Consider the following 22,079-nt stretch of genomic DNA (forward strand, 5'->3'; position numbering starts at 1 on the left):
CGAGGCCATCTGCGGTTCTGTGAGGGTGGGCCTGAGTCGGACTTCCACACCAGTGGCCCATGGCAGACCCTTCTGGGGGTGGAGACCCTGGTGCACGTAATCCCCCCGAACAGGGCTACCGATGACCTCGGCACTCATCAGTCCACAGGGGCACGTGCACGTGGCGACCTCCCCGGCCAGGTCGAGTTCCCAGTGGTCGAACTGGTCACCTCTGCCACAGACCAGACGCTGGTCCACCTGCTCGAAGAACTCGTAGGTGCCGACCTTGCCCTTCATGGCCTCCACCAACTGAGGATCCGGAAGTAGTACTGCAAGAACCACTCGTCATCCAGAACCACCGTCGATGGCCGCGGATGCGTCAGCAGCCCCAGGCACGCCAGTTGCCAAGGCCTCACGGCAGGATCCACGGGAGAGTTCGGCACTGAGACAAGTGGGTCATGGGGACATTGTCTTCGCCGGGCCTTGGTCACGGGCAGGCGAAGCACGCTCATGCCGCATACTGCGCATTGTTCACCCGTGCGGGTAGGGGCTCACGTCCGACGCTTGCGCGGTGCCCGCTGACACCGGGGGCAGAAGAACGAGCTCCGGTTCATGAACGCCTCCCGGCGGATCGGCGTACCGCACCGGTCGCACGGTTGCTCCTCGCGGCCGTAGGCGTGCAGGCTGCGTGCGAAGTAGCCGGACTCGCCGTTCACGTTGACGTAGAGCGCGTCGAAGCTGGTGCCTCCGGCCTCCAGCGCCTCAAGCAGCACGTTGCGGGCGTGGTCGAGCAAACCCCCGGCGGCTGCCCGGGTCAGCTGCCGACCGGGCCGGTCGTAGTGCACCTGAGCGCGCCACAGCGACTCGTCCACGTAGATATTGCCAAGCCCTGAGATCACCCGCTGGTCCAGCAGGATCCGCTTGATGCCCGAGTCCTTGCTGCGGATCCGGGCCACCACGGCGTCGCGGTCGAACGCCTCCTCGAGCAGGTCGGGGGCAACATGGGCGTACTCGTCGGGGAACTCAGCCCCGCCGGGCGAGAGCGCCAGTCCCCCGAACATCCGCTGGTCGACCAAGCGCAGTTGGCGTCCGTCGTCCAGGTCGAACAGCACGCGGGTGTTGCGCAGCAGGGGGTCGCCGGGCCCGTCCACCCGGAACTGCCCGCTCATCCCCAGGTGGGCGAGCATTGCGTCACCGTCGGCGAACGGCAGCCCCAGGTACTTGCCGCGCCGGCGCGGTTCGGTGAACGTCCGCCCGGTCAGCAGGGACGCGAAGTGGTCGGGTCCGAGGGGGTCGGAGCGCACCGGCCGAGGGTGCAGCACGGTGATCGCGGTGGTCGTCCGGCCGACCAGGTGGGCAGCCAGGCCGAGCCGCACCGACTCCACCTCGGGCAGCTCAGGCATCGCCGCCGGCGGGACCGGGTCGCGGGCTGAGCGCGGCGAAGGCGTGGCTGGCGGCCTCCATCTCGGCGTGCCGCTTGGTGCGCCCTCGTCCCGGCTCGTGCTGCTCACCGCCGACGATCGCCACAGCGACGAAGCGGCGGTCGTGCTCCGGCCCCGTGGCAGTCACCTCATAGACCGGCATCTCCAGGCCCCGGGTCGCGCACAGTTCCTGCAGCGATGTCTTCCAGTCCAGGCCGGCACCGAGTTCGGCGGCCGTCTCGACCTGGGGATCGAACAGGTGGTGGACGAGCCGCGACGCCGTGGCGAGGCTGCCCGAAAGACGAGCGGCGCCGATCAGCGCCTCAAGGGTGTCGGCGAGGATCGAGGTCTTGTCGGACCCGGCGGTGTTGATCTCGCCCTGACCGAGCTTGACCAGGGGGCCGATCTCGTAGCGGCGGGCGACCTCGGCAAGACTTCGTCCACTCACCACGGCGGCGCGCAGCTTGGCCAAGGTGCTCTCGGGGGCGTCGGGGAAGCGGTGGTAGAGGTGTTCGGTGACCACCACGCCGAGCACCGAGTCGCCCAGGAACTCCAGCCGCTCGTTGGTGGGCACGCCACCGTTCTCGTAGGCCCAGCTGCGGTGGGTCAGGGCAAGCTCAAAGAGCTGGGCGTCCATCGGGACACCCAGCTCGTCGAGGAGTTGGTGGAAGCGGCTCATCGCCGCCACCCGCGGCTCAGGCCTCGAGGACCTGGCGACGCGCGACGCGCGGGCCGTACTGGCCGCAGCCGGGGCAGGCGGTGTGCTGAAGGTGCGGCTGGCGGCACGCGGGGTTGGCGCAGGTCACCGTCTGCACGGCAACCGCCTTCCACTGCGCACGACGGCTGCGGGTGTTGCTGCGGGACATCCTCCGCTTGGGAACAGCCACAGGTCTTCTCCTCAGGTCTTCTCCGGCGAGCCGGATTCGGGTACTTCAGTTCTGGGTCACGTCGCGCAGCGCCGCCCACCGGGGGTCGATCTGCTCGTCGTGGGTGTGATCGGGATCGTCGTTGAGGTTGGCGCCGCACGCGACGCACAACCCCGCACAGTCATCCCGGCACACAGGGGTGAACGGAAGTTCGAGCACCACGGCGTCACGGAGCAGCGGTTCGAGGTCGATCCGTTCGTCGACCACGAAGCTGGCGTCCTCCTCGGCGTCACGCCCGGGGTGGTAGAACAGCTCCTGCATCTCCAGCGTGGCCTCATCAGCCAGCGGCCGCAGACAGCGAGCGCACTCCCCGGTCAGTTCGACCTCGGCGGTTCCGGACACCCAGATCCCCTCGACCACCGATTCGAGCTTGACGCTCACGGCGATCTCGGAGCCCTCAGGCACCCCGATCATCTCGACGCCGAGCCCCGCGGGAGCAGGGACGGTCCGATGGACCTCCTTCATCGTGCCCGCCCGCCTGCTCAGCTCATGGGTCTCGAGGACCAGGAGCGAGCGGGCGTCCGGATGCTTGGACGAGGACGTCATGATGTGTCCCTCCTCGTTGCGCGCAGCACGACGCTGTCGATGACCGAGGAGCAACTCTACCGGTGGCGCTGGGTGAACCCAAATTGCCGGAGCACGCTCACAACAGAGAGTCGGGATCGGCGTCGGTGACCTCGAGGTCGACCATCAACTCCCCCGCCAGGTCTTCCAGCGCCTGGGTCAGATCGGCCAGTTCGGCTCGGTCGACCACGGAGGCCTCGACCCTGGCCCGGAAGATGCTGCCCCCGGCCATCGGAGCTTCTTCGGTGGTGGTCTCGAGCCGTTCGATGTTGGCGCCGCGGGCGGCCAGCGCCGAGGTCACGTCGGCGACGATCCCCAGACGGTCGTTGCCGACCAGGTCGAGGACGATCCGTCGCGCGGGCGGGGGTGCCTCGGTGGCACGTCCCGTGCGCAGGGTGACCTCGAGTCCCTCGAGCCCGCGCAGCGCCGCCACCAGGTCGTCGGCCTGGTCGTTGTCGACGCCGACCTCGACCAGACCCGCGAACTGGCCGGCCAGGTGGGCGAGTTGGCTGCGTTCCCAGTTACCGGCGTGGGCAGAGACGACCTCGGCGACCGACTGGACCAGGCCGGGCCGGTCCTCGCCGATCAGGGTCAGTATCAGGTGCGCCATGGGGGGAGCCTACGCCGCCGGTCCGACCGCGGGCGAATGGAGTCGCGACCGGCGGTGGATGTGCATGGCACCCCCTGTTGAGCAGGCTGGATGCATGACAACAATGGATCTCATCAACGCAGTCGTCGTGGTGCTCGGCACCCTCATCGTGCTCGGTTGCGCGGCCGCCGGTTGGCTGGCCGACGGGTTCGACGGACGAGGCCCGCGCCAGGCCTGAGGCCCAAAGATGCAGGCCCCGGCCTCGTGCTCAGCCGCGCCGCTCGGCCATCCGGCGCATCAGCGCCTCGTTGACCTCGGGCGGCAGGAAGGCCGAGACGTCTCCCCCGTAGGCCGCGATGTTGCGGATCAGGGTGGACGAGATCGTGCCGAACTCACGGCTGGCGGGCAGGAACACCGTCTCGACGTCACCGACGTGGTTGTTCATGTGGGCCTGCTGCAACTCGAACTCGAAGTCGGACGAGAACCGCAGACCCTTGACCACGATCTCAGCCCCGTGCTCGCGGCAGAAGTCGACCAGCAGCCCCTCGATCGGGGCCACGATGACACCCGGCAGGTCGGCGAAGGTGCGCCGGGCCAACGCGATCCGCTCGTCCTCTGAGAACACGTACTGCTTGGTGGTGTTGACCCCCACCGCGACCACCACTTCACCGAAGATCTCGGCCGCACGCTGGATCACGTCGACGTGACCCAGGGTGATCGGGTCGAACGACCCGGGGCAGACCACCCTCATTCCAACTCCTCTGCTCGGGCTGCGACCCAGTACACGGTGGTCTCACCGTACTTCCTGTGCCACTGCTCGTGGTGGTCGAACCGAGGTGGCACCGCACGGGTCGACCGTTCGATCACCACCACGCCGTCGCTGGCCACCCAGCCGCCCGCGAACACCTGCTCGACGACCTTCTCGACCTCGTCGGTGCCCACCGGGTAGGGCGGGTCGAGCCACACCACGTCGAAGACCTGGTCGGGCTCGGTGGCCAGCAGCGACTGCACGCGGCGCTGCACCACCGTGGCACCCAACCTTGTGGCGCCCACGTTGGCCCGTGCCACCCGTGCGGCTCGTTCGTCGTGCTCGACCAACCAGACCGGTGACGCGCCGCGACTGGCGGCCTCCAGGCCGACCGCACCAGAACCCGCGTACAGGTCGAGGAAGGCGATGCCGGCCAAGTGCTGCTCGACCGCGGCATCGGCCGATCCGTTCCAACTGGCGAGCGCGGTGAAGAAGGCCTCCCGCACCCGGTCGGAGGTGGGCCGGGTGGCTTCACCCGCGGGCATCTGCAGCCGTCGCCCGCCGGCTCTACCGGCGACGATCCGGCTCATGTGCGCTCCAGCCAGTCACCGGCGGCGAGCAGTTCGGTCTGGGTGACCAGGTCGGCCAGGAAGGGATTCTCACGGCGCGGGTCGTCGGCCACCAGGCGCTCGGCCACCTCGCGCGCATCGATGATGGTGTCGGCGTGCTCGAGCACCCGCAGCAGCCGAAGGGTCGAGCGGGTGCCGGCCTGCGAGGCACCGAGCACGTCGCCCTCGCGGCGGGCGTTCAGATCTGCCTCGGCGAGGACGAACCCGTCGCGGGTCGAGGCGACCGCCGCCAGGCGCTCCCGGGCCGGGCTGCCCTCCTCGGCGCCGGTGATCAGCAGGCACAGCCCGGGGTGGCTGCCTCGTCCGATTCGGCCGCGCAACTGGTGCAGTTGGCTGATGCCGAACCGGTCGGCGTCCATCACCACCATCACCGAGGCGTTGGGCACGTCGACGCCTACCTCGACGACGGTGGTCGAGACCAGCACATCGAGGTCACCCGAGGCGAAGGACGACATCACCTTGTCCTTCTCGTCGGTGGGCATCCGGCCGTGCAGCATGCCGATCCTCAGCCCGGCCAGCACACCGTTGCGAAGGTCGTCGTGCAGGTCTTCGACGCTGGTCAGTGGTCTGGTCGACGTCGACTCGGCCCCATCGACAAACAACACTGCGTCGGCGGTGTCGTCCATCACCGTGGACGAGATCGCGGGCGCCACCACGAAGGCCTGGCGGCCCTGCCCCACCTCTTCACGGATCCGCTGCCAGGCCCGGTCCAGCCACCCCGGATGGGCCTCGACGTCGACCACCGTGGTCTGCACATCGGCTCGTCCAGCCGGGATCTCGGTCAGGGTGCTGGTCTCGAGGTCGCCGAAGACCGTCATCGCCACCGACCGTGGGATCGGGGTGGCGGTCATCACCAGCACGTGCGGACGAAGCCTGCCGGCCTCGTTGAGCCGAGCACGCTGCTCGACCCCGAACCGGTGCTGCTCGTCGACCACCACCAGACCGAGCGAGGCGAACTCGACCGCGTCGGAGAGCAGGGCGTGGGTGCCGACGATGATGCCGGCCTGCCCGTTGGCGGCCTTGGCCAAGGTGTCGCGCCGGACCGCCGCCGGCAGCGAGCCCGACAGCAGGACGACCTCGGTGGCCTGCTCGGGAGCACCCAGCACCTGGCCGGCGGCGAGGTCGCCCAGCAGGCGGCGCAGGGTGTCGGCGTGCTGGGCGGCGAGCACCTCGGTGGGGGCCAGCAGCACGGCCTGGTGGCCCGAGTCGACCACGCGCAGCATCGCCCGCAGCGCGACCAGGGTCTTGCCCGAGCCGACCTCACCCTGCAGCAGTCGCTGCATCGGCTTGTCGCGGGACAGTTCGGCGTCGATCTCGGCACCGACCTGGCGCTGCCCACGGGTCAGGGTGAAGGGCAGGGTGTCGTCGAACGCGTCGAGCAGACCACCGACCGCCCCAGGCATCGGGGCGGCCAAGTGGTGGGACTGGTCGAGCCGGCGGTAGGCCATGGTGAGTTGCAGGGCGAGGGCCTCGTCGAAGCGCAGTCGCTCAGCACCCCGCTCGGTCTGGTCGAGGGTCTCCCCCGCATGGACGAACGCGAACGCCTCCTCCAGGGTGGGCAGGCCCCTCTGCTCGCGCACCCAGTCGGGCAGCGGCTCGTCCAGCCCGCTGAGGTGCTCGCGGACGATCTCGGCCGAGGCGGAGATCGTCCACGTGGGAAGGGCCGAACTCGACGGGTAGAGCCCGACCAGGCCTGATCGCGAGACCGCCGAGGCCAGGGTGACCCGCTCGGCGCTGCCGACCACGGTGCCGTGGCGGTCGATCATCACGAAGTTGGGGTGGGTGAGCTGGAAGCGGTCGCGGAAGGTGCCGACCCGTCCGACGAAGATGCCCTGCACCCCTTTGGTGAGTTGCTTCTCGAAGAAGTCGGGCATCCAGTGCTTGGGGGCGAAGAAGGTGACGTCGACCTCGTTGCGACCGTCGGTGAGCACTGCCTCGACCCGCGCTCGTTGGCTGGTCACCTTCTTCACGTTGCGCACCCGGGCGAGCAGGGCGACGTCCTCACCGTCCTGCAGTCGTGACAGGTCAGAGCTCTCCTCGGTGCCGCGCAGGTAGCGCCGGGGCAGGTGACGCATCAGGTCGCCGGTGGTGCGCAGCCGCAGCTTGGCCATCGCCTTGGCGGTCTTGTCGCCGAGCACCGACGACAGGGGCGCGTTGAGGCGCGCGAACGTGTCGGTCTGCCAACGCACCATGGTGCGACCCTACTGGCAGCGGCCGACGATCCGGATGAGACGAGGACGGCCGCTCAGTTCGAGCGGGCCAGTTCCTCGATCCGAGCCAGTGCGTGGGGCTTGTTGTGGAATCGCCGATAGCTCCAGATCACCAAGCTCCACGCGATCAGCCCTGACACGGCGAAGGTCGCGCCCGGGGTCCGGCCGCCGATCAGCCACCAGCGTTCGTGCACCGGCCACCACGACGGCACATCCGGCTGCAGGAACCAGTAGACCCCAAGTGCCACCAGGCCGGTCGCCATCAGGCAGGTGCCGATGATCCGTGGCCAGGTCTGCACGCTCTCGGCCGCACCCCACATCGCCTTGAGCTCGATCGGACGAAGCCGCTTCTCGGCCCACGCGTAGCGCTGCGACAGGATGGTCATGCCGGCGAAGATCATCAGCAGGCCGGGGCCGGGCAACACCAGGGCCGCTATGCCGGCGACCAACAACACCCAGCCGAGGATCGTCAGGGCCACGTGGCGCACGTGGCGGGTCACCACAGCGCGCTCACCAGTCGGGCGTCGTTGCTCACGCTCGCCATGGTATTGGGTGGCTGGTCACCGAACACCGACCCGCTGCGCCGCTCGCTCACCTGCCACGCAAGGATGGCATCCATGAAGACACGCACACTGGGACCCTTCACCGTCTCTGCCATCGGCCTGGGCTGCATGCCGATGTCGATGGGCGCCAACGTGAAGCCGAGCCCCGAACAGGCTGAGGCCACCGTCCATGCCGCCCTGGACGCGGGGGTGACCTTCCTCGACACGGCCGACATCTACGCCCCGAGCTGGGACACCATGGGCCACAACGAGCGCATCGTGGCCAAGGCGCTGAAGAGCTGGTCGGGCGACGCCTCGACGATCACGGTGGCCACCAAGGGTGGCATCACCCGCGGTGAGGGCGAGACCTGGGGCCGCGACGGATCGCCGGAGTACCTGCGCCGCGCGCTCGAGGCGTCGTTGACCGCCCTCGAGCGTGACGTCATCGACCTCTACCAGTGGCACCGCCCCGACCGGTCGCTGCCCTACGGCCAGGTGGTCGAGGTGTTCAAGGGCTTCCAGGACGAGGGGCTGGTCAAGGCTGTCGGCATCAGCAACGCCAACGTCGAGGAGATCCAGGTCGCGATCGACGTGCTCGGTCCCGGTGGACTGGTGTCGGTGCAGAACGAGTTCTCACCGAAGTTCCGTTCCAGCCGTGGCGAGTTGGAGTTCTGCGGCGAGAACGGGGTGGTCTTCCTGCCGTGGAGCCCGCTGGGAGGCACCGGCGCCGGCAGCCAGGAAGTCGGCCTCACCTACCCCGCCTTCACCGAGATCGGACGCCGCCGCGGCGTCAGCCCCTACCAGGTGGTGCTGGCCTGGGAGCTCAGCCTGGGCGAACACGTGATCCCGATTCCCGGGGCGTCTCGTCCCGAGTCGATCACCGACTCGGCCAAGGCCGCCGACCTGGAGCTGACCGCCGAGGAGTTGGACGAGATCGAGGCCCAGTTCAACTGAACCGATCGTGCCCGACCCGATCGTGGGCGAAATGAGCGAAGGACCCGCCGCGGCGGGTCCTTCGTTCGTTGTCAGCTGGGGTCAGCGGGTGACCTTGCCGGCCTTGATGCACGAGGTGCAGACGTTCATCCGCTTGGGGGCACCGTTGACCAGGGCGCGCACGCGCTGGATGTTGGGGGTCCACTGACGCTTGGTCTTCTTCTTCGACCACGGCACGTTGTGGCCGAAGCCGGGACGCTTGGCGCAGACGTCGCACACGGCAGCCATGGGAGTCTCCTTGCAGATTCTTCGAGCCACCGGTGGTGGCAGTGTTCTTGGTTCGGGGCTGCGGGGACGAGTGTCCGCGCACAGCAACCTGTCGATCGTACCCGCTGGGGCCGCCGGTGACCAAACCCGGGGTGGCCTGGTGCTGGCTCCGGGACGCTCACCCCTTGCTCCCCACCCCAGGGCGCGTGCGGGGGGTGCAGGGGGCCCTCCCCCGCTGATGACTCAGATCGCGACCACCACGGGAATGATCATCGGGCGACGGCGGTAGGTCTGCGAGACCCATCGTCCGACCAGGCGCCGAATCATCTGCTGCAACTGGTGCACGTCGTCGACGCCGTCGGCAAGCGCCTTCTCGAGGTCGCGGCGCACCTCGTCGGTGATCCGGGCGAAGGCTTCCTCGTCGGCGAAGCCGCGGGCGGTGATGTCGGGGCCGCTGACCAGGGTCGAGTCGTGCAGGTTGACTGCCGCCACCACCGAGATGAAGCCCTCCTCGCCGAGGATCTTGCGGTCGGTGAGCTCGGATTCGGAGATGTCGCCGACCACCGACCCGTCGACGAAGATGTAGGAGGCATCGATCTTGCCGACCACCTTGGCGCGGCCACCGGCCAGGTCGACCACTCCCCCGTCCTCGGTGATCACCACGTTCTGCGCAGGCACGCCTGACTTGATCGCCAGGGCACCGTTGGCGACCAGGTGGCGCACCTCGCCGTGCACCGGCATCACGTTGCGGGGACGGATGATGTTGTAGCAGTAGAGCAACTCCCCGGCCGCGGCATGGCCCGACACGTGCACCAGCGCGTTGCCCTTGTGGACGACGTTGGCGCCCAGCCGGGTGAGGCCGTTGATCACCCTGTAGACCGAGTTCTCGTTGCCGGGAATCAGCGAGCTGGCCAGCAGCACGGTGTCACCGGGACCGATCTGCACGACCGGGTGCTCACGGTTGGCGATCCGCGACAGCGCCGACAGTGGTTCACCCTGCGAGCCGGTGGAGATGATCACCACCTTGTCGTCGGGCAGGTGTTCCAGGTCCTTCATCTCGGCCAGGGTGTTCTCGGGCACCCTCAGGTAGCCCAGGTCGCGGGCCACACCCATGTTGCGCAGCATCGATCGTCCGACATAGACCACCTTGCGGTCGTGCTGCACGGCGAGGTCGAGCACCTGCTGCACCCGGTGCACGTGGCTGGCGAAGCAGGCCACGATCAGCTTCTGTCGCGAGGTGGCGAACACCCGCTCGAGCGCCGGTTCGATCTCGCGCTCGCTCGGCACGAAGCCGGGCACCTCGGCATTGGTCGAGTCGACCATGAACAGGTCGACACCTTCTTCACCGAGCCGGGCGAAGGCGCGCAGGTCGGTGATCCGGCCATCCAGCGGCAACTGGTCCATCTTGAAGTCACCGGTGTGCAGCACCGACCCGGCGCGGGTGCGCACCATGACGCCCATCGCGTCAGGGATCGAGTGGTTGACCGCCACGAACTCCAGGTCGAACTCGCCAACCCGCTGGCGCTGGCCCTCACTGACCTCGCGCAGCACCACGTTGCGAATGCGGTGCTCCCGCAACTTCTCGCTGAGCAGGGCCAGGGTGAGCTTCGAGCCGTAGACCGGGATGTCGTTGCGCCGGCGCAGCAGGTAGGGCACTGCCCCGATGTGGTCCTCGTGGCCGTGGGTCAGCACGAGCGCCTGCACGTCGTCCAGTCGATCGGTGATCGCGTCCAGGCCGGGCAGGATCAGGTCGACACCCGGGTGGTCGTCCTCGGGGAACAGCACACCGGCGTCGATGAACAGCAGTTGGCCGTTGACCTCGAGGCTGGCCATGTTGCGCCCGACGTCGCCGAGACCGCCCAGCGGAATGACGCGGAGCGTGTCGGGGGCGAGACGGGGCGGGGTCTTCAGTCCAGTGACGGGCACGGCCCCACCCTAGTGGAGCCCACCGACAGGCTAGGTCCGCGTGGCCACCGCCAAGAGCTCGTCGACCGGGTAGGTGGTGGCCTGGGTCGACTTCTGCTCACCGGGGGCTGGGTCGAAGCCATCGCCGAGCATGGTGGCCTGCTCGCCGCTGACCGAGAAGGCCCCCGTGGGTCCGTCGGTGATGAAGTGGAGGTCGTCGTGGTCCTGAAGGCTGGTTCGATTGTCGCGCTCGCTCCGGTTGGTGAACAGCAGGTAGCGTTCCCCGTCCTTCATCTTGTTCAGCCCACCTCGTTGCTGGTCGTCCTCGCCTGACCAGCAGACCTCGATCGTGGCCGGGACGACGCCGAGGGAGCGTTCGACCGCCAGCGTGGCGAACACCAGCGGATAGGGCGCCACGTCTGGCCCGGGTGTGTAGGTCACCGTCTGGAACGACGTCACCCTGCCCAGGACGATGGCGTCACTGTCTCGACCCAGGTCTCGAATGCTGCTGTAACGGGAGCCTGAATCCCCTCGCTCTGACGAACCTCCGGCTCGGTGCAACCCACCGCCAACACCCCTGCCACAGCTGTCACGAAGGCGCGTCTGGTCACAACCGGAGACCTGGTCATCGGCAGCACTCCTCGCCCGTGGAAGTGGCCACACCCACCATGTGGTCGGACCGCGGCGATCCTGGCCACGTGAACAGCACCCCACTGAAGAGCATCTGCCCGTCGAGTACTCGGCGCGGAGCACTGCACGAGGGGTGCCGGTAGGCTGCCCGGGTGACTCACGACCCGTCGCGGCCACTGCCGACAGTGCGCCTGGCCATGCCTGTCGAGGCGCTGCAGATCGCCGAGATCCAGCGTCGGGCCTGGGCTGAAGACCCGGTGCACTCCCGCTTCCTCGACCAGGCCAGCGTCGACGAAATGGCCGAGGTGTGGCACCGCGCGATCACCCGTCCACCGCTGGCCCAGTACCGTGTGCTGGTGGCGACCGAGCCGTGGGGACGCCCGGAACAGACTCCAGAGCCGAACACCAGCCGCCTCGAGTCACGCGTCTTCGGTTTCGCCGCGATCGGGCCCTCGGGCGACGACGACGCGGGAAGCCGCGAGGCCGAGGTGCTGGCCTTCATCATCGACGGCCAGGCCCGTGGTCGGGGGCATGGATCACGGCTGCTCAACGCCGTGGTCGACACGATGAGCGCCGACGGGTTCTCGCTCGCTCGCTGGTGGGTCACCTCCACCGACGACGACCTGCGCCGCTTCCTGGTGGGGGCGGGGTGGGCTGCGGACGGGGCGCACCGCGAGCTCGGTTCGGACGACGGTGTGGTGCGGCTGAAGCAGGTGCGGCTGCACACCGACATCAGCGGCGGCTCCGGCCAGGACGGCTGATCAGCGGGGCTGCTGCAGCGGCACGTCGGTGCCGGTGAGTTCGACGACGATCCCCTCGTCGGTGGCCACCAACGACTGGTAACGAAGCCCCATCACTTCGGGCAGCAGCGTGTTCTCGGTGAGCTTGGCCAGCAGCGGGACGAGCAGCGACTGCGGCACCTCGACACCACTGAGTTCGGCCTTGGGGTTGCGCAGGGTGAACCGACGGGTGGCCGGGTCGACGCCGGGTTCGGCACTCAGCGTGATCGGCACCTCACCGCCCCAGATCTCGATGGTGTGCTTGATCTCGACCCGGTTGCCATCGGCGTGCTTGAGGTCGACCCCGGTGATGCGTACGGTCTCGGCCCAGCTGATGGTGGCCTTGGCATCGAGCTTGTCGACGGTGACCCGATTGGCATCCCGCGGATGGCGGACGCCGACGGCGGTGAAGTCGACGTGGTCGAGCACGACTGACTGCTCACCGTCGCTGACCACCGCTTCGTCAACCCAGCCGGTGACCTTGTCGAGTCGGTCGCGGCTCAGGCTGACCAGCACGACCTGGTCGTGCAGCACGGTGGTCGCCTCACCACCCAGCGCCGTGCTCACCTGCTCGCGGATGATCCGTTCGGCCTCGTCCCTGACGATCCGTTCAGCGGCGAACGCCCCGACGCCCACCAGCACGGCCAGCACGACCAGGACGACGACCAGACGGCGGAAGAAGCGGCGAGCGCGAGGGGGGCGGGTGGATTCCCTCATCGGCAGCTCAGGTCAGTCCGAGGAACGGTTCGATGCCCACGGTGAGTCCTGGGCGTTCTGCCACGCCCTCGACGGCGGTGATCACGCCGGGCATGAACGAGACCCGGTCGAGCGAGTCGTGGCGGATCGACAGGGTCTCCCCCGCCGTGCCGAACAGCACCTCTTGGTGGGCGACGAGCCCGCGCAAGCGCACGCTGTGCACGGTGATGTCTTCGACCTTGGCGCCGCGCGCCCCGTCGAGGGCGTGCTTGGTGGCGTCCGGGCTGACCCCGACGCCGGCCTCGGCACGCTTGGCGGCGATCCGCTGGGCGGTGACCGACGCGGTGCCCGAGGGGGCGTCCGCCTTGTCGGGGTGGTGCAGTTCGATGATCTCGACCGACTCGAAGTGGCGTGCGGCCAGGTCGGCCATCGCCATCATCATCACCGCGCCGATGGAGAAGTTGGCGGCCACGACGACCCCGACCTCGGGCTGGTCGTCCAGCCAACTGCGCAGTTGGGCGAGGCGCTCGTCGGTGAACCCGGTGGTGCCGACGACGGCGTGGATGCCCTGGCTGATCGCCCACTCCAAGTTGTCCATCACCACGTCGGGATGGGTAAAGTCGACCACCACCTCGGCGGTCTCGGCGGCTGCGCGGTCGTCGTCCACGTCGATCGCGGCGACCAGTTCGTGGCCTGCGCGCTCGACCGCCCGGCACACCTCGGCACCCATTCGGCCCTTCGCCCCGAACACCGCCACCTTGGTCATTGCTGCTCCTCACACCGTGGTCGTCGTCGGCCAGCCTAGCCGCGCTCGGTAGACTCGGGGTGTGACCGCCACCCAGACCACCCCGGCCACGGCCCCATCGCGACCCTACGGACTGGCCGTCAAGGCCAACGCGTGGCAGCGACTGCTGCCTCGGATCATCGTGGTGCTGGCGGTCTGGGTGCCGGTGTCGTGGTTCGCGCTGCGCATCCTGGCCGGCCTGACCGGGTGGCTCACCTTCACCGTGCTCTACTACGTGACGATCCCCAGCATCGTGGCCATGTTGGTGCTGGCGTGGCTGATCCGAGGCCGCGCGACGATCGTGTCACCGCGGGCGGCAGGTGCTTGGACGAGTTGGCTGTTCGCCGTGTTCCTGGTCTTCGCCGTGGCGTGGCCGTGGTTCTTCGGTGAGGCCGGGCAGTCGGGTCCGTTGCGGCACGCGCCGGTGCGCAACTGGATCGCGATGACCGAGGCCGAGGCCCGCGGCATCGGAGGCGCGCTGGTGTACGCCTGCCTGGCAGCCGGCTCGCTCAGCCTGCTCGCCGCCATCGTGGAGTACTGGGTGGCACGGCGCGAGTTCTACCGTCCGCGCGATCGCCGCGCCCGCTGACGCTTCAGCCGACCCGACTCACCAGCGATCGAGCACGCGCTCGACCGCGCGCAGTGGGGTGCGTCCCCCCGCCAGTGCCAGGTGGGGACGATTCCCGAGCACCTGACGGGCGACGTCGGTGACGGCGTCGCGGGTGACCTGCCGGTAGCCCTGCAGCACGTCGTCGACGCTGCGCAGGTCGTCCGACAACCAGGTCAGCCCCAGTCGGGTCATGCTGGTCGACCCGGAGTCGAGCGCCAGCCGGGTCTGGCCCTCGATCAGGGTGATCGCGGCCTGCAGTTCGTCCTCGGTGATGCCGTGCTCGACGACGTCGGTGACGATGCCGCGCACCTCGTCGACGATGCTGGCGGTGCGACCGGGCAGGGCCTGCCAGTCGATGCTGGCCAGACCAGCACCGCGCCAGGTGCTGTCGGAGGAGTCGATGGCGTAGGCCAACGCCCGCTGCTCACGCACCCGCTGGAACAACCGTGAACTCATGCCGCCCCCCAGGGCGGTGGTCAGCACCGACAGCGCGAACCGACGTTCGTCGTCGCGGGCGAAGCCGGGGAAGCCGAGGCTGACGCTGGTCTGGGCCAGCCGAGTCCAGTGGTGGCGCACCTCGCCGGCCTGCTGGACGAGAACCGCCGGCTCGCGGGTCAACGGCTCGCCCTCGGGCACCCTGAGCTGGGCGACCTGGTCGACGACCCGGTCGTGGTCGACGTCGCCGACCACCGAGATCACCGATCTGGCGGTGCGGTAGTGGCGTCGCCAGAAGCTGCGCACCTGGTTGCGCGACAGGGCGGTGATCGAGGCCTCGGTGCCGATGACTGGACGAGCCAGCGGGTCAGTTCCGAACAGCGATCCGTGGACGAGTTCCTGGGTGAGCTCGAGGGGGTCATCGCGGTGCATGGCGATCTCGTCGAGGATGACCTCCTTCTCGCTGGCCAGGTCGGCCTCGCGCAGAACCGAGTCGGTGAGCATGTCGCCGAGCACGTCCAGGGCCAGCGGCAGGTCGCGGCGCAGCACGCGGGCGTGGAAGGCGGTGTGGTCTCGTCCGGTCCAGGCGTTGAGGTCGCCACCGACACGTTCGACGGCGGCGCTCACCTCGGCGGCGTCACGCCGCCTGGTGCCCTTGAACAGCACGTGCTCGAGCACATGGCTGCAGCCGTGCTGGCGGGCGGTCTCGTGCCGTGAGCCGACCCCGACGAACCAGCCCACGTGCACCCCATGGGTGCCGCTGCGGTGCTCAGTGACGACACGCAGACCGCCCGGGAGGACGCTGCGACGAATGTCGCTGTCCTCCCGGGCGGTGCTGGTGGTGTCGATCAGGCTCACTCGGCGGCGGTGGCCTCAGCGGTCTCGGCGGCGGCAGGCTCGGCCGAGCCCTCCGACTCGTCCTCGACCGGGATCAGCGAGAGCTTGCCGCGGTCGTCGATCTCGTTGATCTCGACGCGCAGCTTCTGGCCGACGCTGAGCACGTCGTCCACGCTCTCGACCCGCTTGCCACCGGCCAGGCCACGCATCTTGGAGATGTGCAGCAGGCCGTCCTTGCCTGGCAGCAGCGAGATGAACGCACCGAAGGCGGTGGTCTTGACCACGGTGCCCAGGTAACGCTCGCCCTTCTCGGGCATCGTCGGGTTGGCGATGCCGTTGATGGTGGCACGCGCGGCCTCGGCGGCCTCGCCGTTCTCGGCACCGATGTAGATGGTGCCGTCGTCCTCGATGGTGATCTGGGCGCCGGTGTCGTCCTGGATCTGGTTGATCATCTTGCCCTTGGGGCCGATGACCTCACCGATCTTGTCGACCGGGATCTTCACGGTGATGATCCGCGGAGCGTAGGGGCTCATCTCGTCGGGGGCGTCGATGGCCTCGTTCATCACCTCGAGGATCGCGTGGCGGGCCTCGCGGGCCTGCAGCATCGCCTTGGCCAGCTCAGCGGCGGGGATGCCGTCGAGCTTGGTGTCGAGCTGCAGGGCGGTGACGAAGTCCTTGGTGCCGGCGACCTTGAAGTCCATGTCACCCAGCGCGTCCTCGGCACCGAGGATGTCGGTCAGCGCCACGTACTTGGTCTCGCCGTCGATGGTCTCGCTCATCAGGCCCATGGCGATGCCGGCCACGGGGGCCTTCAGCGGCACACCGGCGTTGAGCAGGGCCAGCGTCGAGGCGCAGACCGAACCCATCGAGGTCGAACCGTTGGAGCCCAGCGCCTCCGACACCTGACGGATGGCGTAGGGGAACTCCTCGCGGTTGGGCAGCACCGGGACGAGCGCACGCTCAGCCAGCGCGCCGTGGCCGATCTCGCGGCGCTTGGGCGAACCCACCCGACCGGTCTCACCGGTGGAGTAGGGCGGGAAGTTGTAGTGGTGCATGTAGCGCTTGGTGGTCTCGGGAGCCAGCGTGTCGAGCTTCTGCTCCAGACCCAGCATGTTGAGCGTCGAGACGCCCAGGATCTGGGTCTCGCCACGCATGAACAGCGACGAACCGTGCACGCGCGGCAGCACGCCGACCTCGGCCGACAGGCTGCGGATGTCGCGCACGCCGCGGCCGTCGATGCGCACACCGTCGGTCAGGGTGCGGTGGCGCACGATCTTCTTGGTCAGCGACTTGAAGGCGGCCGAGATCTCGGTCGCGCGGGCGTCGAACTTGTCGGCCAGCTCGTCGGTGATCTCCTTGCGCAGCGCGTGGCTGGCGTCGTCACGCTCCTGCTTGCCGGCGATCTGCATGATGTCGCGGAGCTTCTCCTCACCCAGGCGGGCGACCTCGTCGTAGACGTCGTCGCCGTACTCGGCGAAGACCGGGAAGTCGAAGGTCTCCTTGGGCAGCTTGGCGGCGAGCTCGGCCTGCGCGTCGCACAGGGCCTTGATGAACGGCTTGGCGGCCTCGAGGCCCTGGCCGACGACCTCTTCGGTCGGGGCCTGCGCACCGGCGCGCACTGCTTCGAAGGTCTGCTCGGTCGACTCGGCCTCGACCATCATGATCGCGACGTCACCGTCGGCCAGCACGCGACCGGCCACCACCATGTCGAAGACGGCGTCCTCGAGCTGGTGCACGGTCGGGAAGGCGACCCACTGGCCGTCGATCAGGGCGACACGGACGCCACCGATCGGGCCCGAGAAGGGCAGCCCGGCGAGCTGGGTCGACATCGAGGCGGCGTTGATCGCCAGCACGTCGTAGAGCACCTCGGGGTTGAGGGCCATGACGGTGACGACGACCTGCACCTCGTTGCGCAGGCCCTTGACGAACGACGGGCGCAGCGGGCGGTCGATCAGGCGGCACGCCAGGATGGCGCCCTCACTGGGGCGGCCCTCGCGGCGGAAGAACGAGCCGGGGATGCGGCCCGCGGCGTACATGCGCTCCTCGACGTCAACCGTCAGCGGGAAGAAGTCGATGGAGTCACGGGGGGTCTTGGCGGCCGTGGTGGCCGACAGCAGCATGGTGTCGTCGTTGAGGTAGACCGAGGCGCAGCCATCGGCCTGGCGGGCGAGCAGGCCCGACTCGAAACGGACGACGTGCTTGCCGAAGCGGCCGTTGTCGAGAACGGCCTCGGTGAACTGAAGATCAGGTCCCTCCACGGGATTCCTCTCTGGTTTGGTCTGACACCACTGGGCGCAGGCATCTGTGCCTGACGTGCGCAGGGTGCTGGGGCGTCCTCGCTCTCGCCGGTGTCGGCGTGCGGGACCACCAGCCGGGGATTTCCAGCCGGTCTTCGATCGAGGCCCGCGGGGATCGTCGTGTCGACGAGACCCGAAGGCCACTACCGAGGACCAGACCAGATGCGGTGCGGCGTCGGACGGGATGGAGTTGTCGTCACCCACACGGGTGACCCGCCCAGTCTAGCGGGATCGGGCGGGAACACCCATTCGTGCGTGGTGGGTCGGCGCGCGCCGATTCCGGGCAGGGAACGCCGGGCCCACCGAAGGCCGAACGTGCACACCCAGGGTCGGTGCCCGGAATCGGCGCAGTCGCCCGGGTCCCCGAAATGCAACAGCGCCCCCACCGCTGTGGTGGGGGCGCTGCTGGGTACGTCTGTCAGATCACCGGCGCAGGCCGAGGCGCTTGATCAGCTCACGGTAGTGCTCGACGTCCTGCTTCTCGACGTAGTTGAGCAGCCGGCGGCGCTGGCCGACCATGAGCATCAGGCCACGGCGGCTGTGGTGGTCACCCTTGTGTTCCTTGAGGTGCTCGGTGAGGTGCGCGATGCGCTTGGTCAGGAGCGCGATCTGCACGTCGGGCGAGCCGGTGTCACCGGGGCTGGTGGCGTACTCGTCGATGATCTTCTTCTTGGTCTCGGCATCCATCGTGTGGGCGCTCCTTCCATCTCGTTGCGCGGCGCCTACCTCGACGAGGGGCTCTCTGGGTCCGCGGGCGTCATCACGCCGAGGGTCACACTACTCGCTCGCCCACACCCGGACGAAATCGAGCGGCTGGTCGTCCACGGCTCAGCCCCGTCTCGCCCCCGCACCTGCTCGCGTGGTTGACTGGCCATGCACCCCATCGGGAAAGGACCCCCTGATGACCCAGGCACCCGCCACCGTTCGTCCGGTCACCGAGGCCGACCTCGACCAGTTGCGCGCCATGTCGACCCGGCCGGAACTGGGTCTGGTCGACCGCAGCCATGAGGCCCAGATCCGGGGAGAGGCAGTGTATGCGGTGGCCGAACGAGACGGCGCCGTGCTGGGCAGTGGTGTGCTCGACCTGACCGAGTCGGCGGAGCAACCCGAGGTCAAGCTGCTGTTCGTCGAGCCGGGACATCGTCGCGAGGGTCTGGGCAAGGCGCTGTCGGAGTTCCTCGAGGCCCAGGCCAGGGAGCAGGGCTTCACCGAGTGCTTCCTGGCGGTCGATCCCAACAACGAGAAGATGGTGCCGATGGCGATCGACCTCGGCTATTCCGCCACCGGAGACCACCGCTTCGTCGAGGATCCCGACGCCGACCAGGTCAACCACCCGAGCCTGGCCAGCAGCTACTACGCGATCTACCGCAAGTCGTTGACGATGCGCTGAGGCGCCTCGCGACTGCCTCGCTCCCCTTCCGGGAGCCCACTCGGTGCACCTTCCGCCCACCTCCCGCACGCTGCAGTCGTCCGATCTGTGGCGCGAAAGTGGCCTTCAGCCCGCGATTTCCCGCCACGAACCGCGACGTGACCGTCGTCCGCGTCCGGTTCGTGGCGCGAAAGTGGCCTTCAGCCCGCGATTTCCCGCCACGAACCGCGACGTGACCGTCGTCCGCGTCCGGTTCGTGGCGCGAAAGTGGCCTTCAGCCCGCGATTTCCCGCCGCGAACCACGACGTGACCGTCGGCCGCGTCCGGTTCGTGGCGCGAAAGTGGCCGTCAGCCCGCGATTTCCCGCCGCGAACCACGACGTGACCGTCGGCCGCGTCCGGTTCGTGGCGCGAAAGTGGCCTTCAGCCCGCGATTTCCCGCCACGAACCACGACGTGACCGTCGTCCGCGTCCGGTTCGTGGCGTGAAAGTTGCCGTCAGCCAGTGATTTCCCGCCACGAACCGTGTCCGACCCCAGCCGGGCGTGGCAGGACGAGCGACTCAGCCGAGCAGGATCGACCGTGCGGCCGCGACGTCGGCACCGATCTGGGCGATCAGCGCGTCCAGAGACTCGAACTTCACGTTGCCGCGCAGCCTCGCGACGAAGTCGACCGCGATCTCGATGCCGTAGAGCTCCAGGTCGTCACGGTCGAGCACGTGGGCCTCGACCACGGTGGCTCGCACGTCGTCGAAGGTCGGGTTGGTGCCGACCGAGATCGCCGCGGGCCAGCGCTCGGCGCCGGGCTGGTCGAGCCTGGTCGCCCACCCCGCGTAGACGCCATCGGCCGGCACGGCGAATCCCGGCGGTGTGGGCAGGTTGGCGGTCGGGAACCCGAGGTCTCGACCGCGCTGGTGGCCCATCACCACCACGCCGACGTAGCGGAACGGACGACCCAAGTGCTGTGCTGCGAGTTCGACGTCACCGTCGGCCAACGCCTTGCGGATGGCCGATGAGCAGGTTCCCTCGTCGCCCACGGTGACCAGGTCGGTGGCCACGACGTCGAAACGTCCCGCGCCCAGTTCGCGCAGGGTCTCGACGGTGCCCGCGGCCCTGGAACCGAAGTGGAAGTTGGTGCCCACGACGACCACGGCCGGGTGCAGCGGATCGATGACGCGTTCGACGAACTCGGCCGGGCTCCAGCCCATCACCTCGTGGTCGAAGGTGACCACGCGCACCTCGTCGGCCCCAGCGTCGCGCAGCAGGTCGATGCGCTGGTGCAGGTCGGTGAGCAGCAGCGGCTCGGTACCGGGGTGGATGACGGCCTGCGGGTGCGGCCAGAAGGTGACCGCGACGACCGGACGACCGTCGCTGAGTTCGCGGGCCCGCTCGATCAGGCCGCGGTGCCCCGAGTGGACCCCGTCGAAGTTGCCGATGACGACGATGCTGCGCTGACTGTCCTGCACGCCGGACAGTCTAGGGGCCTTGATCAGCCGACCAACACCGCGACGGCCCGGCTTCGTCCGGGGCGCTCGGGGTCGGGTTCGTGCAGGGCAAGCAGGTCGGCGGCGAAGACCAGACCGGTCAGACCGGACAACGGAAGTGAGAGGCCTCGTCCGTACCTGACGTCGGTGGCCTGGTTCTGGTCCAGGTCGACCACCGGGAAGCAGCGCCTGGCCACCTCGGCCATGCCGATCAGCGGTGGCGCCTCGTCCAGCATCGGATCGAGGCCGGGCAGTTCGAAGCCCCCGATCCGGGTGCGCCGCAGCGCGGTGAGGTGCCCACCGACGCCCAGCGCCGCCCCGAGGTCACGGGCCAGCGCCCGCACATAGGTGCCCGAGGTGCAGTCGACCACCACGTCGAGGTCGACGTGCCCTCCCCTCTCGTGTCGGGTGAGCACGTCGAAGCGGCTCACCGTCACCCGGCGCGACTTGAGCACGACCACTTCGCCGGCGCGGGCCCGGGCATAGGCGCGCTTGCCGTCGACCTTGATCGCCGACACGGTGCTGGGCACCTGGTCGATCTCGCCGGTCAGGGCAGCGACCTGCATCGAAATGTCGGCATCACCGACCGAGGACGCGTCGGTGGTCGCCACCGTCTCGCCCTCGGCGTCGTCGGTGGTGGTCTGCTCACCCAGCCGGATGGTGGCCAGGTAGGTCTTGTCGTGGGCGGCCAGGTGGCCGAGCAGGCGAGTGGCCCGGTTCACCCCGACCAGCAGCACGCCGGTCGCCATCGGGTCGAGCGTGCCGGCGTGGCCCACCTTGCGGGTGCCGAGCAGGCGACGCAGCCGCCCGACCACCTGGTGCGAGGTCCAGCCCTGCGGCTTGTCGACCACGACCAGGCCTGAGCCGACCTCAGCCACGAGCCTCCTCGTCGGAGTCCTCGTCAGCCTCGTCCTCGTCAGCCTCGTCGAGGTCGTCCTCGTCCTGGTCCTCGTCGGCGTCCTCGTCCTTGCGGCGGTAGGGGTCGGCGTCACCGGCGTAGCTGGCGCCGGCAGCCTGGGCGGCCACCTCGGCGTCACTCGAACGGGCCTTGGCGAGCAGGTCCTCGATCGCCATCGCGGCCTCGGGGGTGGCGTCCAGCACGAAGGCCAACGAGGGGGCGAACTTCAGGCCGAGCCGCTTGCCCACCGTCGAACGCAGCAGGCCCTTGGCCGAGTCGAGCGCAGCCTGGGAGTTCTGGCGCTCGGTGTCGGAGCCCATCACGGTGTAGAAGATCGTGGCCTCACGAGAGTCGCCGGTCAGGCGCACGTCGGTGACGGTCACGAAACCCAGTCGAGGGTCCTTGATCCGGCGTTCGAGCATCTCGGCCACGATGACGTGGATCTGCTCGGCCAGCTTGGCCACGCGCGGGTTGCTCATGGGTCTCTCCTCGGGGTCGAAAGGGGGTGTTCTGAGCTTCTCAGACCACAGGCGCCGGGGAGTGGTCGACT

The 22,079-nt window shown here is 69.0% G+C and carries 26 protein-coding genes; 5 read left to right on the forward strand and 21 right to left on the reverse strand.

Annotation, left to right across the window (positions count from 1 at the left end; genetic code table 11):
- Window positions 1-530: 530 nt before the first annotated feature.
- From mutM to IE660_RS02755, 5 genes are all read right to left on the reverse strand, one after another.
- The gene (gene mutM, locus IE660_RS02735; protein ID WP_203566757.1) at window positions 531-1,382 is read right to left on the reverse strand and encodes a bifunctional DNA-formamidopyrimidine glycosylase/DNA-(apurinic or apyrimidinic site) lyase; all 852 of its coding nucleotides are present in this window, start codon (window positions 1,380-1,382) and stop codon (window positions 531-533) included.
- Window positions 1,375-2,079: a ribonuclease III gene (rnc, locus tag IE660_RS02740; RefSeq protein ID WP_203566758.1), complete on the reverse strand. Its 705-nt coding sequence runs from the start codon at window positions 2,077-2,079 to the stop codon at window positions 1,375-1,377. The genes mutM and rnc overlap by 8 nt, the downstream gene beginning before the upstream one ends.
- A 16-nt stretch (window positions 2,080-2,095) precedes the next feature.
- The gene (rpmF, locus tag IE660_RS02745) at window positions 2,096-2,287 is read right to left on the reverse strand and encodes a 50S ribosomal protein L32 (protein WP_203566759.1); all 192 of its coding nucleotides are present in this window, start codon (window positions 2,285-2,287) and stop codon (window positions 2,096-2,098) included.
- 45 nt (window positions 2,288-2,332) lie between these two features.
- Entirely contained in the window at window positions 2,333-2,872 is a 540-nt protein-coding gene (locus IE660_RS02750) for a YceD family protein (RefSeq protein ID WP_203566760.1), read from the reverse strand.
- A 97-nt stretch (window positions 2,873-2,969) separates the two neighbouring features.
- A complete protein-coding gene (locus IE660_RS02755; RefSeq protein WP_203566761.1) occupies window positions 2,970-3,500 on the reverse strand; it encodes a glycine cleavage system protein R in 531 nt (176 codons plus the stop codon).
- 94 nt (window positions 3,501-3,594) lie between these two features.
- Here IE660_RS02755 and IE660_RS16095 point away from each other — a divergent pair, with 94 nt between their 5' ends.
- Complete coding sequence (locus IE660_RS16095; RefSeq protein ID WP_268882433.1) at window positions 3,595-3,717, forward strand: hypothetical protein; 123 nt, start codon at window positions 3,595-3,597, stop codon at window positions 3,715-3,717.
- A 30-nt stretch (window positions 3,718-3,747) separates the two neighbouring features.
- Here IE660_RS16095 and coaD read toward each other — a convergent pair whose 3' ends face one another.
- The 5 genes from coaD to IE660_RS16100 are packed head-to-tail and all read right to left on the reverse strand — an operon-like array spanning window position 3,748 to window position 7,685.
- Window positions 3,748-4,230: a pantetheine-phosphate adenylyltransferase gene (coaD, locus tag IE660_RS02760; RefSeq protein ID WP_203566762.1), complete on the reverse strand. Its 483-nt coding sequence runs from the start codon at window positions 4,228-4,230 to the stop codon at window positions 3,748-3,750.
- A complete protein-coding gene (gene rsmD, locus IE660_RS02765) occupies window positions 4,227-4,817 on the reverse strand; it encodes a 16S rRNA (guanine(966)-N(2))-methyltransferase RsmD (RefSeq protein WP_203566763.1) in 591 nt (196 codons plus the stop codon). The genes coaD and rsmD overlap by 4 nt, the downstream gene beginning before the upstream one ends.
- The gene (locus IE660_RS02770) at window positions 4,814-7,048 is read right to left on the reverse strand and encodes an ATP-dependent DNA helicase RecG (protein ID WP_203566764.1); all 2,235 of its coding nucleotides are present in this window, start codon (window positions 7,046-7,048) and stop codon (window positions 4,814-4,816) included. Before IE660_RS02770 ends, rsmD begins: the two co-directional genes overlap by 4 nt.
- A 53-nt stretch (window positions 7,049-7,101) precedes the next feature.
- Window positions 7,102-7,566 carry a PGPGW domain-containing protein gene (locus IE660_RS02775; RefSeq protein WP_203566765.1) on the reverse strand — a complete coding sequence of 155 codons (465 nt, stop codon included), beginning with the start codon at window positions 7,564-7,566 and terminating at the stop codon, window positions 7,102-7,104.
- Window positions 7,563-7,685, reverse strand: a complete 123-nt coding sequence (locus IE660_RS16100; protein ID WP_268882435.1) for a hypothetical protein — start codon at window positions 7,683-7,685, stop codon at window positions 7,563-7,565. Before IE660_RS16100 ends, IE660_RS02775 begins: the two co-directional genes overlap by 4 nt.
- On the opposite strand from IE660_RS16100, the gene IE660_RS02780 reads away from it, so the two are divergent.
- Window positions 7,684-8,562 carry an aldo/keto reductase gene (locus IE660_RS02780; protein WP_203566766.1) on the forward strand — a complete coding sequence of 293 codons (879 nt, stop codon included), beginning with the start codon at window positions 7,684-7,686 and terminating at the stop codon, window positions 8,560-8,562. The two genes, IE660_RS16100 and IE660_RS02780, sit on opposite strands and share 2 nt — an antisense overlap.
- Before the next feature lie 81 nt (window positions 8,563-8,643).
- On the opposite strand, the gene rpmB is transcribed toward IE660_RS02780, so the two are convergent.
- From rpmB to IE660_RS02795, 3 genes are all read right to left on the reverse strand, one after another.
- A complete protein-coding gene (gene rpmB / locus IE660_RS02785; RefSeq protein ID WP_203566767.1) occupies window positions 8,644-8,829 on the reverse strand; it encodes a 50S ribosomal protein L28 in 186 nt (61 codons plus the stop codon).
- Window positions 8,830-9,051: 222 nt separating this feature from the next.
- Window positions 9,052-10,734 (reverse strand): ribonuclease J, encoded by a 1,683-nt coding sequence (locus IE660_RS02790; protein ID WP_203566768.1) that lies wholly within the window; start codon window positions 10,732-10,734, stop codon window positions 9,052-9,054.
- Window positions 10,735-10,764: 30 nt separating this feature from the next.
- Window positions 10,765-11,130, reverse strand: coding sequence for a hypothetical protein (locus IE660_RS02795; RefSeq protein ID WP_203566769.1), 366 nt, complete (start codon window positions 11,128-11,130; stop codon window positions 10,765-10,767).
- A gap of 365 nt (window positions 11,131-11,495) precedes the next feature.
- On the opposite strand from IE660_RS02795, the gene IE660_RS02800 reads away from it, so the two are divergent.
- On the forward strand, window positions 11,496-12,104 hold the full coding sequence (locus IE660_RS02800) for a GNAT family N-acetyltransferase (RefSeq protein WP_328701809.1): 609 nt from the start codon (window positions 11,496-11,498) through the stop codon (window positions 12,102-12,104).
- Here IE660_RS02800 and IE660_RS02805 read toward each other — a convergent pair whose 3' ends face one another.
- The gene (locus IE660_RS02805; RefSeq protein ID WP_203566770.1) at window positions 12,105-12,839 is read right to left on the reverse strand and encodes a hypothetical protein; all 735 of its coding nucleotides are present in this window, start codon (window positions 12,837-12,839) and stop codon (window positions 12,105-12,107) included.
- Window positions 12,840-12,846: 7 nt separating this feature from the next.
- Window positions 12,847-13,584, reverse strand: coding sequence for a 4-hydroxy-tetrahydrodipicolinate reductase (dapB, locus tag IE660_RS02810; protein WP_203566771.1), 738 nt, complete (start codon window positions 13,582-13,584; stop codon window positions 12,847-12,849).
- A gap of 61 nt (window positions 13,585-13,645) precedes the next feature.
- Here dapB and IE660_RS02815 point away from each other — a divergent pair, with 61 nt between their 5' ends.
- Window positions 13,646-14,191 (forward strand): hypothetical protein, encoded by a 546-nt coding sequence (locus IE660_RS02815; RefSeq protein ID WP_203566772.1) that lies wholly within the window; start codon window positions 13,646-13,648, stop codon window positions 14,189-14,191.
- A gap of 18 nt (window positions 14,192-14,209) precedes the next feature.
- Here IE660_RS02815 and IE660_RS02820 read toward each other — a convergent pair whose 3' ends face one another.
- From IE660_RS02820 to rpsO, 3 genes are all read right to left on the reverse strand, one after another.
- A complete protein-coding gene (locus IE660_RS02820; protein WP_203566773.1) occupies window positions 14,210-15,505 on the reverse strand; it encodes a M16 family metallopeptidase in 1,296 nt (431 codons plus the stop codon).
- Window positions 15,502-17,742: a polyribonucleotide nucleotidyltransferase gene (locus IE660_RS02825; protein ID WP_203566774.1), complete on the reverse strand. Its 2,241-nt coding sequence runs from the start codon at window positions 17,740-17,742 to the stop codon at window positions 15,502-15,504. The genes IE660_RS02820 and IE660_RS02825 overlap by 4 nt, the downstream gene beginning before the upstream one ends.
- 462 nt (window positions 17,743-18,204) lie before the next feature.
- The gene (rpsO, locus tag IE660_RS02830; protein WP_203566775.1) at window positions 18,205-18,468 is read right to left on the reverse strand and encodes a 30S ribosomal protein S15; all 264 of its coding nucleotides are present in this window, start codon (window positions 18,466-18,468) and stop codon (window positions 18,205-18,207) included.
- A gap of 214 nt (window positions 18,469-18,682) precedes the next feature.
- On the opposite strand from rpsO, the gene IE660_RS02835 reads away from it, so the two are divergent.
- The gene (locus IE660_RS02835) at window positions 18,683-19,171 is read left to right on the forward strand and encodes a GNAT family N-acetyltransferase (protein ID WP_203566776.1); all 489 of its coding nucleotides are present in this window, start codon (window positions 18,683-18,685) and stop codon (window positions 19,169-19,171) included.
- Between the two features lie 539 nt (window positions 19,172-19,710).
- Here IE660_RS02835 and IE660_RS02840 read toward each other — a convergent pair.
- The 3 genes from IE660_RS02840 to rbfA are packed head-to-tail and all read right to left on the reverse strand — an operon-like array spanning window position 19,711 to window position 22,008.
- Complete coding sequence (locus tag IE660_RS02840; protein ID WP_328701810.1) at window positions 19,711-20,613, reverse strand: bifunctional riboflavin kinase/FAD synthetase; 903 nt, start codon at window positions 20,611-20,613, stop codon at window positions 19,711-19,713.
- 23 nt (window positions 20,614-20,636) lie between these two features.
- Window positions 20,637-21,509 carry a tRNA pseudouridine(55) synthase TruB gene (truB, locus tag IE660_RS02845; protein ID WP_203566777.1) on the reverse strand — a complete coding sequence of 291 codons (873 nt, stop codon included), beginning with the start codon at window positions 21,507-21,509 and terminating at the stop codon, window positions 20,637-20,639.
- On the reverse strand, window positions 21,502-22,008 hold the full coding sequence (rbfA, locus tag IE660_RS02850; protein WP_203566778.1) for a 30S ribosome-binding factor RbfA: 507 nt from the start codon (window positions 22,006-22,008) through the stop codon (window positions 21,502-21,504). The genes truB and rbfA overlap by 8 nt, the downstream gene beginning before the upstream one ends.
- Window positions 22,009-22,079 lie beyond the last annotated feature (71 nt).

Origin of the sequence: Aestuariimicrobium ganziense (assembly GCF_015352975.1) — a bacterium.
Taxonomy (GTDB): domain Bacteria; phylum Actinomycetota; class Actinomycetes; order Propionibacteriales; family Propionibacteriaceae; genus Aestuariimicrobium; species Aestuariimicrobium ganziense.